Here is a 15637-nt window from a genome sequence, read left to right as displayed (position 1 = left end):
GTGACCGCGCCTGCCACGTCCAACTCCCGTATATCGCCAGGGGATTGTCCCGCACACCGATTCGGAAACGCTGCGGACCGGATGGACCGGACTTCGTGCTACGGCTCGGCTGTGAGCGAGTTGGAGTGGCAGGTCATCCGGCCGTTACTTCCGGCGCCGGCCTGGCTGCAGGGCCAGCCCGATGGCGCGTCGTCAAGGATTCGGTGGTGGTGTCAATTGTGGCTGTGGGCTGCGGGTTCATGAAGTGAGCGAGACCCCTGACACACCGGTGGGTTCTGGTGGTCAATTCCTGCTGCGTCTTGATACTGCGTCAGCCTGTCCGGGATCATGGCCGTGCGGCGGCCACCGGGTGCCGGTCCGCGGGACGGAGTGGGACGTGTCGGTGCAGCCTGATCCCTGGCCGGAGCTGTTCCCGCTGGGGGAGGTCGAGGCCGCGCTGGCCGGCCACCCCGAGGTGGCGCATGCCGCGGTGCGGATCCATGATGCCGACTCCGGCGACGCCCGACTGGTGGGCTATCTCGTGGTCACCGGCACGTCGGCTCCCGAGCCGGCGGCCCTGCGCGCGTACCTCGCAGAACGGCTGCCGGAGCACATGGTGCCCGCGGCGTTCGTCGTCCTCGACAAGTTCCCGCTGACCGCCAACGGCAAGCTCGACCGCCGCGCGCTCCCGGCCCCGGACTTCGCCGCCGCCGCGCGCGGCCGCGCCCCGCGAACCCCGGCCGAGGAACTGCTCTGCGACCTGTTCGCCCAGGTGCTGGAGCTGGAGCGGGTGGGCGTCGACGACGACTTCTTCCACCTCGGCGGCCACTCCCTGTCGGCCACCCGACTGGTCAGCCGGATCCGCGACGCCTTAGGCGTCGAGATCGACGTGCGCACGGTCTTCCAGGCCCCGACTGTCGCAGGCCTGGCCGACCGACTCGGCAGCCGCAGCGCCGGCGGTGACCGACGACGCCCGGCACTGGCGCCCGTGGCCCGACCGGACCGCCTCCTGCTGTCGCATGCGCAGGGCCGTCTGTGGTTCATCGACCGCTTCGAAGGCCCGAGCAGTACGTACAACCTGCCGCTGTGCGTACGCCTCGACGGTGACCTGGACGTCCCGGCGCTCACCGCGGCGCTCGCCGACCTCGTCGCCCGCCACGAGAGCCTGCGCACGTTCTTCCCGCCGACCGGCGACGAGCCCTGTCAAGTGATCCTCGCCCCGGACGCCGGGATGCCGGTGACCGTGGTCGCCGCCGATTCGGCCGAGGCCGCCGCCGCGCTGCTGGCCGCGCAGGCGTGCCGGCCCTTCGAGCTCGGCGCTGAACCCCCTGTCAGGGCCCTGCTGGTGTCCAGCGGCCCGCGGGAGCACCGGCTGATGCTGACCATCCACCACATCGCGATCGACGTCTGGTCCGTCGCGCCGCTGTGGCGTGACCTCGCCGCGTTCTACCGAGCCCGGAGCGCTGAAGCGCCCCAGGAGACTGCGAACCTCCCGGAGCTGCCGGTCCAGTACGCGGACTACGCCCTGTGGCACCGGGAGCTGCTCGGCACGGCCGACGATCCCGATTCGCTGATCTCCCGGCAGCTGACGTACTGGCGTGAGGCGCTGGCCGGTCTGCCGGACCGGCTGGCGCTTCCGTTCGACCGGCCCAGTCCGGCGGTGGAGAGCCACCGCGGCGGCGTCGAGCGGTTCACCGTGGACCGGGCGGTCCACGCACGCGTCCTGGAGTTGGCGGCCCAGACCGGGACCACCCTGTTCATGGTGGTCCAGGCTGCCCTGGTTGCGCTGCTGCACCGCCTTGGCGCCGGCGAGGACGTCGCGATCGGCGCGCCGGCGGCCGGCCGCGCCGACGCCGCCCTCGACGACCTGGTCGGCTTCTTCGTCAACACCCTGGTACTGCGGACCGACCTGTCCGGCGACCCCGGCTTCCGGACCCTGCTGGATCGGGTGCGCGCTGCCGACCTCGCGGCCTTCGCCCACCAGGATGTGCCGTTCGACCGGGTGGTGGAGGCGGTCAACCCGGAGCGGTCGCCGTCCCGGCACCCGTTGTTCCAGGTGATGCTGATCGCGGTGCAGCACACGTCGAGCGACCTCGTTCTGCCCGGCGTGCAGACGGCCGAGGAGGTGTACCCGACCGACACGACTCGCTCCGATCTGAGCTGCTATTACACCGAGCACCATGACTCCGGCGGAGAGCCCGCAGGTATGGCGATCGCCCTCGAATACGCCGCGGACCTCTTCGATGCCGCGACCGTGCGCCGGGTCGGCGCGATGCTGCTGCGCCTGCTGTCCGAGGCGATCGACCGGCCGGACTGTCCGCTCGGCCGGCTGGACCTCCTGGATGACCGGGGGCGGGACGAGGCGCTGGCCCGTTCCATCGGTCCAGCGCTGCCCGCGGCGCAGACGGCTCCGACCACCGTGACGGCGCTGTTCGAGGCGCAAGCGGCCCGGAAGCCGGACGCGGTCGCGGTGTCCGCCGGGCCGACAGAGCTCTCCTACGGCGAGCTCGACGAACGGGCCGGCCGCCTGGCGTGCCTGCTCATGTCGCGCGGCATCGGTCCCGAGGACGTCGTGGCCGTGGCCCTTCCCCGGTCGGCAGATCTGGCGGTGGCGCTCCTGGCGGTCCTGAAGTCCGGTGCGGCATACCTGCCCCTTGACTTGTCGTATCCGGCTGAGCGGACCGCGTTCCTCCTGACGGACTCCGGCGCGCGCCTGCTGATCACGACCGGTGGCGGAGAGGAACACGAGGGACGCCTTCCCGGTGCCCCGCCCCGTTTGGAACTGGACAGTCCCGCCGTCGCCGCCGCACTGGCCGAACCCTGCGCGCCTGACGTCTGCGACCACAACCGCAACGCGCCGCCGGCTCCGGGTCACGCCGCCTATCTGATCTACACCTCCGGCTCGACCGGCACGCCGAAGGGCGTGGTCGTCGAGCACCGCTCGGTTGCGGACTATCTGCGCGGCGCGGCCGACGCCTATGCAGGTGTCCGTGGCCGGGCCCTGGTACCCAGCTCGCCGGCCTTCGACCTGACCGTGACCGGCCTGTTCACACCGCTGGTGAGCGGCGGCAGCGTCCGCCTGGCGCCTCTGCGAGCCGACAGCGCGGCCGACCCGGTCACGTTCCTCAAGACCACACCCAGCCAGCTGGCGCTGCTGGAAGTGCTGCCCGAAGCGCTGTCCCCGGTCGAAGAGCTTGTCCTCGGCGGCGAACCGCTCCATGGCGAGGTACTCGCGCACTGGCGCCGGCGTCATCCCGAAGCGGTGGTCTACAACGCCTACGGGCCCACCGAGGGCACCGTCAACGCCTCCCACCACCGCATCGCCCCCGGCGAACCGGTGCCGGACGGCCCGGTCCCCATCGGCCGGCCACTTCCGAACATGCGGGTATACGTCCTCGACGACGCGCTCGGGCTGCTGCCGCCCGGCGTGGCGGGGGAGGTGTACCTGGCCGGTACCGGCGTGGCCCGCGGCTATCTGGGCCGGCCGGGCCTCACCGCCGAACGCTTCGTCCCCGATCCGTTCGGCGCCCCGGGCAGCCGCATGTACCGGACCGGAGACGTGGCCCGCTGGAGCGCTGACGGCGACCTGGTGTTCGTCGGCCGCGCCGACAACCAGATCAAGGTCCGTGGGTACCGCGTCGAACCGGGTGAGGTCGAGTCCGTGCTCACGCGACACCCCGATGTCGGGCAGGCCGTCGTGCGCATACATGACGAGTGGCTCGTCGCCTACCTGGTGCCCGCCGCGGGCGAGGTCGACGTCCCGGGGCTGCATGCGCACACGGCCGCCCTGCTGCCGGACCACATGATCCCAGCGGACTTCGTCGAGCTGGACCGGCTGCCGCTCACCGTCAACGGCAAACTCGACCACCGCGCCCTACCCGCACCCGATGACACCCCGACTGCGACCTTTGAGGGGCTGCAAGGAACGGAAGCGTCGCAAGGACCGGTCACGCCCCGCGCTGTCATCCTGTGTCACCTGTTCGCCGACGCCCTGGGCGTCGCGCGCGTCGGGCCGGGCGACGACTTCTTCGCCTCCGGGGGGCACTCGCTCACGGCTGCCGTCCTGATCGACCGGATCCGCACGGTACTCGGAGCCGCGGTCAGTATCAGGGATCTGTTCGAGTCCCCGACCGCCGCCGCGCTCGCCGCGCGGCTGGACGAGGGCGTCGACGTCTCAGCCTTCGAGGTCCTGCTGCCGATCCGGCCACGTGGCAGCACGCGGCCGCTGTTCTGCGTCCATCCCGGCGGCGGCATGGCTTGGTGCTATTCGGCGTTGCTCCGCCACCTGGATCCCGAACAGCCGGTCTACGGGCTCCAGGCTCGTGGTCTGTCCGGCGTGGACGGACTGGCCGACAGCGTCGAGCAGATGGCCGCGGACTACGTCGAACAGCTCCGCAAGACCCAGCCCGCCGGCCCGTACCGGCTGCTCGGCTGGTCCTTCGGCGGCCTGGTCGCGCAGGCCATGGCCAGCCTGTTGGAAGAACAGGGCGAGTCGGTGGAGGTGCTCTGCCTGCTGGACAGCTACCCGCGGTCCGCCGAACGGGTGCCCGCCGGCGCACAGGAGCCGGCGCCGGACCACGAGCAAGCCGTCCGCACCGCCATCGCCGAAGCCCTCGGGCACACCCCGCGCAACGGCCTCGAAGCCGCCCTCGGCGCCGAGGAACTGGCGGCGGTGGTCCGGGTCTACGAGAACAACGTCCGCCTCGCCGCCGCCTTCCGGCCCCGGCCGTTCGCCGGTCGCGTGCTGTTCGTCCGAGCCGGCCGGGATGCCGGACGGTGGACAGTCTCACCCCGCGACTGGGACGTTTTCCTGCCTGGCGGCATGCACGAAGTCACCGTGGACGCCATGCACGGAGAACTGCTGCGGCCCGGCCCGATCGCCGAGATCGCCCAAGCGCTCCGGGGCTCATCCTTTGGCACACGGTCGGGTGACATCTGAACTGGCTCGCCCTGTAGGGCGGGTGCAAAGGATGTCGCTGTGCCCAAGCCTTGTCCGGAAGAGCCGGCCGTGGACCGGGTGCCCGTCACGGTGACGTGCCGGGTGCTAGAGCTCGCCAGACAACCCGGTCCGACGCCCAGCGCGACGATCCGGAGTTCGGCTACCGGTTCCTGGCCGATGGCGTGGCCGAGGCAAGAAGGCCGGCCGTCCGGTGTACGACGATCTCGTGAGCCGCAACTTCACCGCGACCGGCGCGAACCGGCTGTGGCTTGCCGACATCACCGAACACACCACCGGCCAAGGCAAGTTGAACCTCTGCGCGATCAAGGAGGTCTTCAGCAACAGGATCGTGGGCTACTCCATCGACCAGTTGAACTCGCCCAATACACGTCATTCGCCTTCACCGCGCACCTCCTCGACGCCGGCATCGACGCCTCGATCGGCACCGTCGGCGACGCCCTGGACAACGCGCTCATGGAATCCCAGATCGGCCTCTACAAAACGGAGTTGATCAAGCCCAGCAAGCCTTGGCACGGCCTCTCTGACGTCGAACTCGCCACCGCGGAATGGGTCGACTGGTTCAACAACCAGCGCCTCCATACAGCGATCGGAGGCGTCCCGCCCCACGAGCACGAGACCAACTATTACGCTCAACACCAGCCCCAACCGGCGGCTGGAGCCAACGCATAGAGCCTCCACCGATCCCGGAGCGCTTCAGTTGTGCATGTGGGCGACGGCCTGGACGGCGTGATGGAGGCCGTCGCCGCGCTGGCGACAGTCGCGGAGGATCTTGTCGTTCTTCAGGCGGCCGATGACGTGTTCCACGCGGGCGCGGACCTTGCGGTGGGCGGCGTTGTCGTCCTCCTCACCCGGGAGCGGAGCCCGCCCGGGGCGCTTTCGGTGCGGTAACGCCATGCCGCAGTTGAGGTAGGCGCCGTCGCCGAGCACCGTCACGCCCTCACAGTGCCGGCTCAGTCCGGACGCGCGCCAGGCATGGGCGTCCGCCGTGGTGCCCGGGACCGGGCGAGCTGCCGCGATCACCAACCGTGTGTCCGCGTCCACGACGACCTGCACGTTCGCCGAGAACCGGTAGTTGCGGCTGGATGCGGCCACCGACCGGTCGCGGAGCGGGATCAGCGTGCCGTCCACGATCCACATGCGCTCCGGGGTATCGGCCGGGCGGGAGGTCGGCTCGATCGCGAGCAACGGCCCCAGCCGTTGGATCACCCGGCACACCGTGGAGGATGAGACGCCGAACTGCGGTCCCAGCTGCCGCATCGTCAGATTGGTGCGGTAGTACACCGCAACCACCAGCACCCGCTCGGCCCGCGGCAGCGACCACGGCCAGCCCCTCAAGGTGCCGTCACCGCCCCGCTCCCGCACCACCTTCAACAGGCGTGCAAACTGTGTCACTTGAAGTCCGGTGAACGTCTCCACCCACACCCGCTCGACCCTTAACACCCCAGTCATACACCGGAGATGCCCAGATCACGGCCTTGTGCAACACCCTTTAGTAGCGCGAGCGACGGTGCTTATCCCGCCGTGACCGAGGGATCGGGCCTCCGCCGGTATTAATAGGCGACGCTGCCGCTCGCTCAGGTGCGGCAAAACTGCCCGAAATTGACTGCCAGCACGGTCTGTGGCTCTCTAAGTGTGCTCATGCCTGGCCAGCGCGCCACTGAGCGGAAAGCCACGCGTTATTGATCTGCGCGCCTTTAGGGAACCGCCCGAGGGGCACGGCCTTCGCGGAGGAAGCGGTACCTGACCAGCTGTTACGACTTCTCCAAGGGGAAGATCCGCTCACGGCAGACGAGAAAGTCTTTCAGAAGACTGGAATCCGACCTAAGGCTATGTCAACGTACAACACCTCGGGAAGGTCACGTAGTCGGCAGATCAGCGGGCCACCGGAGGCTTGAGGGGATCGCCGCAGGATGTCTTGGCCGGTGAACGATGAGGATTGCCGCCAGCTCCGAGCGGAACACAGACGACGATTGCCGGTTGGCCAAACCGGGGATTCTGGAGACTGTTGAGGGTGTCCGCATTCGACTGCCCTTCGGGGTGGAGTCGTTACCTTCAGAGTTTCGCCGGTCAGCCTGTCTCGCTTACCCGAGTTCCAGGTGATGGATCGGATGGATGCGGCACTCGTCTCGAACCCAAGGATTTCCCGTTGCCCCGTCCACCCGCCCTGAAACTAGCCGAGGTCTTGGCAGAGATCCGCATGAGCCCATCGGCGTTCTACCGTCTGCGTGCCCGAGGCCAGGCGCCGCGAATGATCAAGCTTCCGAATGGAGAACTGCGGTGCCGTCGTGCCGACTTGGACGCTTGGTGGGAAGTGCGCGAAAGGGAAACGCCTGAATGGTACTGAGCTATAAGGTCCGGTTCTGGGAGATACGCGAACGGGCGGACCGGGCCAAGGCGTTCGAGGTGCGCTGGACGGTCAACGGCCGCGAAAAGTCTGAATCGTTCCTGGCCAAGGGCCTCGCGGAGAGCCGCAAAGCGAAGCTCATCACCGCCGCGCGCGACGGTGAGCCGTTCGACCCGAAGGGGGACTACCGACGTCGGAGCTGCGCGCGCTGCGCCAGCGGACCACGTGGTATGCGGTGGCCCGGGAGCACATGGACGCGCTGGGAGCGCACTCCAGGAAACACTCGACGCACGCTGGCCGAGGCGCTGGCGACGATCACGGTTGCCTTTGTGGACAAGGAGGCCGTGTACCACGACTCCCGTGTGCTACGCAGGGCGGTTTATTCGTGGGCGTTCAACAAGAAGGCTTGGGTGAACGAGCCCCGCGAGGAGTGGCGGGCAGCCCTGGAGTGGCTGGAGCACAGGTCGCTACCCGTCGCGGAACTCGACGATCCTGTGGTGCTGCGTCGGGGCTGGATGCGCTGTGCAGGAAGCTCGACGGCACCGTCTCGGCGGCCAAGACGACCAAGCGCAAGAGAGCCGCTGTCAACGAGGTCTTTGCTGATGCGGTGGAGCGAGGCCATTTCACCCACAACCCGCTCATCGGCCTAGGGTGGACGGCTCCTGCGGTGGATGACGAAGTCGACCCTGACTGCGTGCCAAATCCCGTGCAGGTGAGGCGGTTGCTGGAAGCGGTGCGGCAGCTTCCAGGGCGCGGCCCCCATCTCTACGCCTTCTTCGGCTGCATGTACTACGCCGGGATGCGCCCGGCAGAGGTCATCAACCTCAGGAAGTCCCAGTGCCGACTTCCCCGAACCGGCTGGGGGCTGCTCAATCTCAAAGGAGGCATCGTCACCGCGGGAAAGGAATGGTCGGACGACGGCGCTGTCCATGAAACGCACTCGCTGAAGCGTCGCTCCGCCAAGACCACTCGTCCTGTTCCCATCCCGCCGGTGCTCGTGCGGATGCTCATTGAGCACATCGCCCGATTCGGGGTAACCGCTGACGGCCGGATCTTCCAGAACGCCTCCGGCAACTACATCGACGCCGCTGCCTACGGCGTCACCTGGGGGCGCGCGAGGGAGGCCACTCTCACCATGGACGAACACGTGTTGAACCTGGCGAAGCGCCCATATGACCTGCGTCACGCCGGCATTTCCTTTTTGGCCGGCCTCGGGCGTGGACCCGGCCGAGTGCGCACGCAGGGCCGGGCAGAGCATCCAGGTGCTCTTCCGGTACTACGCGAAGTTCCTGGCTGGAACACAACCGTGCCAACCAACTGATCGAGGACTCCATGAACCGTTGGGAGGAGTCTCCAGCGTCGGATGAGGCCGAGTTATCTGTGAGTTGGCCCGGAAATACCCCGGACCAACTGGTCAGCGGTGGGATGACGGTGGGGCAAAGTGGGAGTAAGGAAGCATTTCGCCTCGCTGTCTGAATGATGGCTCCGAAGGGTGCCTGACGGGAGTTTCCCAGGTCAGGCACCCTTTCGCTAGCCTTTAGAAGAAGCCCAGCTTCTTCGGTGAGTACGACACCAGTAGGTTCTTCGTCTGCTGGTAGTGCTCCAGCATCATCTTGTGGGTCTCACGGCCGATCCCGGACTGCTTGTAGCCGCCGAACGCCGCGTGCGCCGGGTAGGCGTGGTAGCAGTTCGTCCACACCCGGCCCGCCTGGATCGCCCGGCCCGCGCGGTACGCGGCGTTGATGTCACGGGTCCAGACGCCCGCCCCGAGGCCGTACAGCGTGTCGTTCGCCATCTTGATCGCGTCGTCGAAGTCGTCGAAGGACGTGACCGAGACGACCGGGCCGAAGATCTCCTCCTGGAAGATACGCATCCGGTTGTCGCCTTCGAAGATCGTAGGCTGGACGTAGTAGCCGCCCTTCAACTCGCCGTCGTGTTCGACGCGTTCACCGCCCGTGAGGATCTTCGCGCCCTCCTGCCGGCCGATGTCCAGGTAGGAGAGGATCTTCTCCAGCTGGTCGTTGGAGGCCTGGGCGCCGATCATCGTGTCGGTGTCGAGGGGGTGCCCCGGCTTGATCTGCTGGGTGCGGGCCACCGCCGCCGCCATGAACTCGGCGTAGTGACCGCGCTGGACGAGGGCGCGGGAGGGGCAGGTGCAGACCTCGCCCTGGTTGAGCGCGAACATCGTGAAGCCTTCGAGGGCCTTGTCGCGGAAGTCGTCGTCGTGCGCCCAGACGTCGTCGAAGAAGATGTTCGGGGACTTGCCGCCCAGTTCCAGGGTGACCGGCTTGATGTTCTCCGAGGCGTACTGCATGATCAGCCGCCCGGTGGTGGTCTCCCCGGTGAACGCCACCTTCGCCACCCGCGGGCTCGACGCCAGCGGCTTGCCCGCCTCCACGCCGAAGCCGTTGACGATGTTCACCACGCCCGGCGGCAGCAGGTCCGCGATCAGGCTCATCCAGTAGTGGATGGAGGCGGGGGTCTGTTCGGCCGGCTTGATGACGACGGCGTTGCCGGCCGCCAGGGCGGGCGCGAGTTTCCACGTCGCCATCAGGATCGGGAAGTTCCACGGGATGATCTGCGCCACGACCCCGAGCGGCTCATGGAAGTGGTACGCCACCGTGTCGTCGTCGATCTCGCCCAGCGAACCCTCCTGCGCGCGGATCGCCCCCGCGAAGTAGCGGAAGTGGTCGATGGCGAGCGGGATGTCCGCGGCCAGTGTCTCCCGCACCGGCTTGCCGTTCTCCCAGCTCTCGGCGACCGCGAGCGGTTCGAGGTGGGCCTCCATTCGGTCGGCGATCTTGAGGAGGATGTCGGAGCGCTCCGTCACCGACATACGGCCCCAGCCCGGCGCGGCCGCGTGCGCCGCGTCCAGGGCCCGCTCCACGTCCTCGGCGGTGCCCCGTGCGACCTCGGTGAACGGCTGCCCGTTCACCGGCGAGGGGTTCTCGAAGTACTGTCCCCGGGCCGGCGGCACGTACTCGCCGCCGATGAAGTGGTCGTAGCGCGCCTGGTAGGAGACGATCGCACCCTCGGTGCCGGGCGCCGTGTAACGGGTCATGGTGGCCTGCCTCCTTGCAGATGCGCTGCCCGCCGTTGGGCAGCTCCGGCGCGCAGGCTAGGGAAGCGGACGTTGCGCCCCCGTTGCACCGCAGGTCAGCGCGCCGGAGCCGCCAACTCCGACTCCAGCGCGGTCAACCGGCTGCGGACCACCGGGGTCGGCCGCACCGCCGCGAGGGCACGCCACACCTGGACGTCGTCCTCGCCCCACGGAGCGTGCGCCCAGTCCGCCAGCAGATCGGGATCACGTCGCGCGATCAGCGCGGCCCGCAGCCCGTCCGCGAGCCGTCGCCTGAGCAGTACGACCGCGGGCGCCTGCGAAGCGGGCAGCAGCGGACCCGGGTACGCCGTCACCGCCGCCGTCACCGCCCCCGCCTCCAGCCGCCGCTCCACGACGCTCGCGTCGGACTCGACCGGAGCGGTCAGCCGGTAGGGCCGGGAGGCGAGCAGCCCGGGCCCCAGCAGCCTCCGCAGCCGGGCCAGTTCGGCCCGCAGTGTCACCGGCGTCACCGACTCGTCCTCGTACAGCGCGCACAGCAGCTCGTCGCCGGTCAGTCCCTCCGGATGGCGGGAGAGCAGCACCAGCAGCTCGCTGTGGCGGCGGCCGAGCCTGATCCGATGCCCGCCCAGCCGGAGTTCGGCCTCGTCACGGCCGAGCGCCGCCAACGCGGGCGACTCGTCGGCGGGCGCCGGCGGGTCCAGCAGCGCCAGCTGCGACTCGGCGGCCCGGGCCACCGCCTGCACGAAACCCAGGCTGTGCGGATGCGCCAGCCGGTCGCCGCCGGTGATGTCGACGGCGCCCAGCACCCGCCCGGTGCGGGGATCGTGCACCGGCGCCGCCGCGCACGTCCACGGCTGCACCCGGCGGATGAAGTGCTCCGCCGCGAACACCTGCACCGGCCGGTCCACGGCCACCGCCGTCCCCGGCGCGTTGGTGCCGACCGCGCTCTCCGACCAGCGCGCGCCCGGCACGAAGTTCATCCGGTCCGCCCGCCGCCGGGTCGCCGGATGCCCCTCCACCCACAGCAGCCTGCCGTCCGCGTCGCACACCGCCAGCAGATGTTCGCCGTCCGCCGCGAACGTGCCCATCAGCTCCCGCACCAGCGGCATCACCCTGGCCAGCGGATGCTCCGCCCGGTAGGTCCCGAGGTCCCCGTCGGTCAGCTCCACCCGGGCCGCGCCGTCCGGTCCCACCCCGGCCCGTGCCGAACGCCGCCACGACTCGGCCACCACTGACCGCACCGGGCGCGGCACCGTACCCGCCGTCGTGAACGTCTCATGCGCCCGGCGCAGCACCCGGACGCGCGCGGCAGGGTCGGCCCCCGGCTCCAGAGCCACCCACTGATCGGTCAACTCGGCCTCCCGGAAGGCGATGCGGCTGGGGACATCGTCACCCGGGGTGTTCGGTCCGACAACCGTTTCGACCGCTCTGCCTCGCCCTCACTCCGAGGACAGTCCGACCAGCCTCATGTAGCGCGCCCAGTCCCAGTGCGTACCCGGGTCGGTGTGATCGGTCCCCGGCACCTCGGCATGGCCGATGACGTGGTCACGGTCCTTCGGGATGCCGTATCTGTCGCAGATGGACGCCGTCAGCCGCGCCGACTCCGCGTACAGGGCGTCGGTGAAGTACTCCGGCTTCTCCACCCAGCCCTCGTGCTCGATGCCGATGCTGCGCGTGTTGTACTCCCAGTTCCCCGCGTGCCAGGCGACGTCCGACTCCCGGACGCACTGCGCCACATGGCCGTCGGCCGAACGCAGCAGATAGTGCGCGGACACCCGATTCTTCGGGTTCTGGAAGATGGACAGCGTGCCGGCGTACGCGTACTGGGTCACATGGATGATCACCCGGTCGATGCCGCACCCGTCGGGGCGCTGGGCCGACGTGCGGTTCTCGTCGCTCGCCGCCTGCCACTCGGCCCTGGGGTAGTCGATGACTCCGGTGCTCGCGCCCGCGGGGCGGGCGGGGAGCAGCGGGTAGGGGACGGCGGCGAGGGCCGCGCCCTTCAGGAGCAGTCGCCTGGTGGGGAGCGGTCGTGCCCGGTCCATGGATGAGGTCCCTTTCCGAAGCGTGCCCGAAGCACGGGGGAGTCGCGGTCGGCGGCGCGGGGCCACCGCGGTCTCGCGCGGCCGCGCGTGCGGTCCGCGGTAAGTCTCGCGCGCGGGCGGCCACTCCTTGCGGAGCTCGGCCACACAGGTGTGGTTGGTGTCGCACACCTCGGCCGACGGCGATGCCGCCGTCCCCCGTGCGTGCACCCGTCGGTCCCACGGACCGCTTCGCGTGCAACACGTTACGGCGCCGACGGGTGGGGAAGGAGGGCGCGAAGTGGCTCTGTGGACGGGGTGGCGCTGGTGGAAAACGTCGTCACCCGGACGGGGGAAGGAGCCGGCGCCCGGCCCGGCGATCGCCCTCAGACCCGTTCCGCCACCGTCGCCGGATCGTCCAGTACGGCGCGGACCACCGAGTGGGCGGCGCCCAGGAGCGGGCCTTCGGGCCCGAGGCGAGAGACGGCGACCGGGCAGGCCGGGCCGGTCGTGCGGTCGGCCAGTTCGGTCTCCAGGGACGGAAGCAGCCACGGGGCGAGGCCGGCCAGGGCGCCGCCCAGAACCACCGTCTCGGGATCGAGGAGGTTGACGGCGCCGGTCAGGGCGATGCCCAGGGCCGTACCGGCGTCGTGCAGGGCGCGGCGTACTCCCTCGTGGTCCTCGCCCGCCCGCAGCGCGAGCAGACCCACCGCGTCCTCGCGGGGTGCGAGACCGGCCGCGCGCAGCACCGCCTCCTCACCGGCGTACTGCTCCAGGCACCCGCGCCCGCCGCAGGCGCAGTGCGGTCCGTCGGGGTGGACCGGCACATGGCCGAGTTCGCCCGCGAACCCACGCCTGCCCCGCAGCAGCTGGCCGCCGACGACGACCGCGGCGCCGATACCGATCTCCGCGGACACGTGCAGGAAGTCCGGTGGGGTGGCATCGCCGAGCCACAGTTCGGCCAGGGCACCGAAGTTGGCCTCGTTGTCGACGTCGGGCGGGAGGTCGGCGGGCAGCAGCGCGCGGAGGTCGGTGTCGTGCCAGTCGAGGTTCGGGGCGTGGACGACCGTGTGCCCGTCGCGGTCCACCAGGCCGGGGACGGCGACCGCGAGACCGGCCGGCCACAGCCCTTCGCGCTCCGCGTCCGCCACGACCCGCCGGACCAGCTCGGAGAGCTCCTCGACCACCGGTTCCGGCGCCCGGCCCCGGTTCGCGCCGTGCCGCACGGCACGCGCCCGTACCTCGCCGCGCAGGTCCACCGCGCACACGGCGAGGTGGTCGACCCCGATCTCCGCCCCGATGCCGACCGGGCCGCGCCCGCTCACCGCGAGCGCGGAACCGGGCCGTCCGACCCGGCTGGGCCGCTCGGGCCCCAGCTCCTCCAGGAGTCCCCAGCGGACCAGCTCGTCCACCAGGGTCGACACCGCCGCCCTGGTCAGACCGATGCGTGAGGCGACCGCGGCCCGCGACAGCGAACCCTCGGCGCTGACCGCGTGCATCACGCGCGCGAGGTTGCGCCGGCGCATGCCCTGCTGGGTGTCCGGCAGGGCACGGCCGGTCGTCGTCGGGCGGGCCTCGTGCAGCGGTGCGGTCATGCCTCGATCAATCCTCAGTCTCCTGGACGGTCCTGCGACCTGCCTCCCGCGCGGTCACCGCTCCTGCGGCGCCCGGTCCAGCAGCGGGGCCGCGTCGGAGAGTACCCCGGAGATCCTCGCCAGCGTCGCCGAGTCCCGCTCCACGGCGTCCAGCACCGGTCCCGCCGCCGTGTTCCAGCGCCGGGCCACCGCCGCCGGGTCCTCACCGGTCAGCAGCCCGGCCGCCTGCGCGGCGGCACCGAGGGCGACCAGTTCCCTCGCCTCGGGCACCTGCACCGGACGTCCCGACAGCCGCCGTACCGTCTCCTGCCAGGCGCGGCCCCGGGCCCCGCCGCCGATCAGCAGCAGCGGCGTGGTCCGGTCGGCGTCCGCGTCGAGCACCAGGTCCAGGGCGCCGAGCAGGGCGTGCACGGCGCCGTCGTAGGCGGCCTGCAGGAGCTGTCCGGCGGTGGTGTCGTGGCGCAGGCCGTGCAGCAGCCCGGAGGCGTTCGGCAGGTTGGGGGTGCGCTCGCCGTCCAGGTACGGCAGCAGGGTGACCGAGGTACCGGGCTCGACGGCCTCCCGGTCCAGGCCGAGCAGCGCCGCGACCCGGTCGACCGCGAGGGTGCAGTTCAGTGTGCAGGCCAGCGGCAGCCAGTCGCCGTGCGCGTCGGCGAAGCCCGCGACGGTACCGGTCGGATCGGCGGGACGGTGCTTCGACACGGCGTACACCGTGCCCGAGGTGCCGAGGCTGAGCACCGGCGTCCCGGGGCGCAGCCCGAGACCCAGCGCGGCCGCCGCGTTGTCGCCCGTACCCGGCGCCACCAGGGTGCCCTTGGAGAACGGCAGCTCGTGACCGTCGCGCACGGTGCCGGCGATCTCGCCGGGGCGGACCACCCGGGGCAGGAACGCCGGGTCCAGGCCCACGTGGGCGAGGGTCTCCTCGTCGTACGCCTCGGTCGCCGACGCCCACCAGCCGGTGCCGGAGGCGTCACCGCGGTCGGTCGTGCCCTGCCCGGTGAGGCGCTCGGTGAGGTAGTCGTGGGGGAGCCGGACGGCCCTGGTCGCACGGACCGCCTCCGGCTCGTGCTCCGCCAGCCAGGCCCACTTGGTGACCGTGAAGGACGCGCCCGGAACACTGCCGGTGCGCTCCGCCCAGGCCTTCGGCCCGCCCAGCTCCTCGACCAGCCGCTGGGCCTGGGGCGCCGAACGGACGTCGTTCCACAGCATGGCCGGGCGCACCGGCTCGCCCCGCTCGTCCAGCGTGACCAGACCGTGCTGCTGCCCGCCGATCGACACGGCCGCCGCCTCGCGCGCCGCGTCCCCGCACTGGCGCAGCGCCTCGCACAGCGCGTCCCACCACTGACGCGGATCGCTCTCCCGGCCCGCGCCGGAGGACACGGTGTGCGGCGCCTGGCCGCTCGCCACGACCTGGCCGGTGGACGCGTCGACCACCAGCGCCTTGGTGGACTGGGTGGACGTGTCCACGCCGACGACGAGCGGACCCTCGGCTGCTGACATCGGGCTCTCCCTTTTTCCGCGGCTCGCGGTTTACCTGACCTGCAGTTTTTCCGGTCCGACGGGGTGTCGCGACCCGGTTTTCGTCCTTCGGGGACAGGGTGACCCTTCCCAGGGACGCGTCGGCATACTAATTTGTAAACCGCCATGACGAAATAGTCGGCACGACAGTCGTCCGGC

The 15637-nt window shown here is 70.6% G+C and carries 11 protein-coding genes; 5 read left to right on the top strand and 6 right to left on the bottom strand.

What is annotated here, in order from left to right; translation table 11 throughout:
- Nucleotides 1–181: 181 nt before the first annotated feature.
- Together ACZ4O3_RS12930 and ACZ4O3_RS12925 are read left to right on the top strand one after the other, a co-directional pair.
- On the top strand, nucleotides 182–4918 hold the full coding sequence (locus ACZ4O3_RS12930; protein WP_467722168.1) for an amino acid adenylation domain-containing protein: 4737 nt from the start codon (nucleotides 182–184) through the stop codon (nucleotides 4916–4918).
- A 177-nt stretch (nucleotides 4919–5095) separates the two neighbouring features.
- Nucleotides 5096–5608, top strand: a complete 513-nt coding sequence (locus ACZ4O3_RS12925) for an integrase core domain-containing protein (protein WP_467722189.1) — start codon at nucleotides 5096–5098, stop codon at nucleotides 5606–5608.
- A 24-nt stretch (nucleotides 5609–5632) separates the two neighbouring features.
- On the opposite strand, the gene ACZ4O3_RS12920 is transcribed toward ACZ4O3_RS12925, so the two are convergent.
- A complete protein-coding gene (locus ACZ4O3_RS12920; protein ID WP_362721106.1) occupies nucleotides 5633–6388 on the bottom strand; it encodes a transposase family protein in 756 nt (251 codons plus the stop codon).
- Between the two features lie 697 nt (nucleotides 6389–7085).
- Here ACZ4O3_RS12920 and ACZ4O3_RS12915 point away from each other — a divergent pair.
- Genes ACZ4O3_RS12915 through ACZ4O3_RS12905 form a run of 3 tightly spaced genes read left to right on the top strand, consistent with a single transcriptional unit; the run spans nucleotide 7086 to nucleotide 8604 of the window.
- Nucleotides 7086–7283: a helix-turn-helix transcriptional regulator gene (locus ACZ4O3_RS12915; protein WP_467722188.1), complete on the top strand. Its 198-nt coding sequence runs from the start codon at nucleotides 7086–7088 to the stop codon at nucleotides 7281–7283.
- Nucleotides 7274–7933 carry a hypothetical protein gene (locus tag ACZ4O3_RS12910; protein WP_362721109.1) on the top strand — a complete coding sequence of 220 codons (660 nt, stop codon included), beginning with the start codon at nucleotides 7274–7276 and terminating at the stop codon, nucleotides 7931–7933. Before ACZ4O3_RS12915 ends, ACZ4O3_RS12910 begins: the two co-directional genes overlap by 10 nt.
- Nucleotides 7934–7950: 17 nt before the next feature.
- Nucleotides 7951–8604 carry a site-specific integrase gene (locus ACZ4O3_RS12905; protein ID WP_362721111.1) on the top strand — a complete coding sequence of 218 codons (654 nt, stop codon included), beginning with the start codon at nucleotides 7951–7953 and terminating at the stop codon, nucleotides 8602–8604.
- Between the two features lie 216 nt (nucleotides 8605–8820).
- Here the strand turns inward: ACZ4O3_RS12905 and exaC are convergent, their stop codons facing one another.
- The 5 genes from exaC to xylB all read right to left on the bottom strand — a co-directional run bounded on the left by exaC (nucleotide 8821) and on the right by xylB (nucleotide 15460).
- Nucleotides 8821–10344 (bottom strand): acetaldehyde dehydrogenase ExaC, encoded by a 1524-nt coding sequence (gene exaC, locus ACZ4O3_RS12900; RefSeq protein ID WP_467722167.1) that lies wholly within the window; start codon nucleotides 10342–10344, stop codon nucleotides 8821–8823.
- Between the two features lie 95 nt (nucleotides 10345–10439).
- Nucleotides 10440–11696 carry a GAF domain-containing protein gene (locus ACZ4O3_RS12895; RefSeq protein WP_467722166.1) on the bottom strand — a complete coding sequence of 419 codons (1257 nt, stop codon included), beginning with the start codon at nucleotides 11694–11696 and terminating at the stop codon, nucleotides 10440–10442.
- Between the two features lie 87 nt (nucleotides 11697–11783).
- A complete protein-coding gene (locus tag ACZ4O3_RS12890; RefSeq protein WP_362733053.1) occupies nucleotides 11784–12389 on the bottom strand; it encodes an N-acetylmuramoyl-L-alanine amidase in 606 nt (201 codons plus the stop codon).
- Between the two features lie 362 nt (nucleotides 12390–12751).
- Nucleotides 12752–13960 carry an ROK family protein gene (locus ACZ4O3_RS12885; RefSeq protein ID WP_467722165.1) on the bottom strand — a complete coding sequence of 403 codons (1209 nt, stop codon included), beginning with the start codon at nucleotides 13958–13960 and terminating at the stop codon, nucleotides 12752–12754.
- Nucleotides 13961–14014: 54 nt separating this feature from the next.
- Complete coding sequence (xylB, locus tag ACZ4O3_RS12880; RefSeq protein WP_467722164.1) at nucleotides 14015–15460, bottom strand: xylulokinase; 1446 nt, start codon at nucleotides 15458–15460, stop codon at nucleotides 14015–14017.
- Between the last annotated feature and the right edge of the window lie 177 nt (nucleotides 15461–15637).

The sequence above is a fragment of the Streptomyces sp. NPDC026515 genome (genome assembly GCF_055567595.1).
The sequence above is the reverse complement of the archived record's forward strand: the minus strand, read 5'-3'. Positions and strand labels throughout refer to the sequence as shown.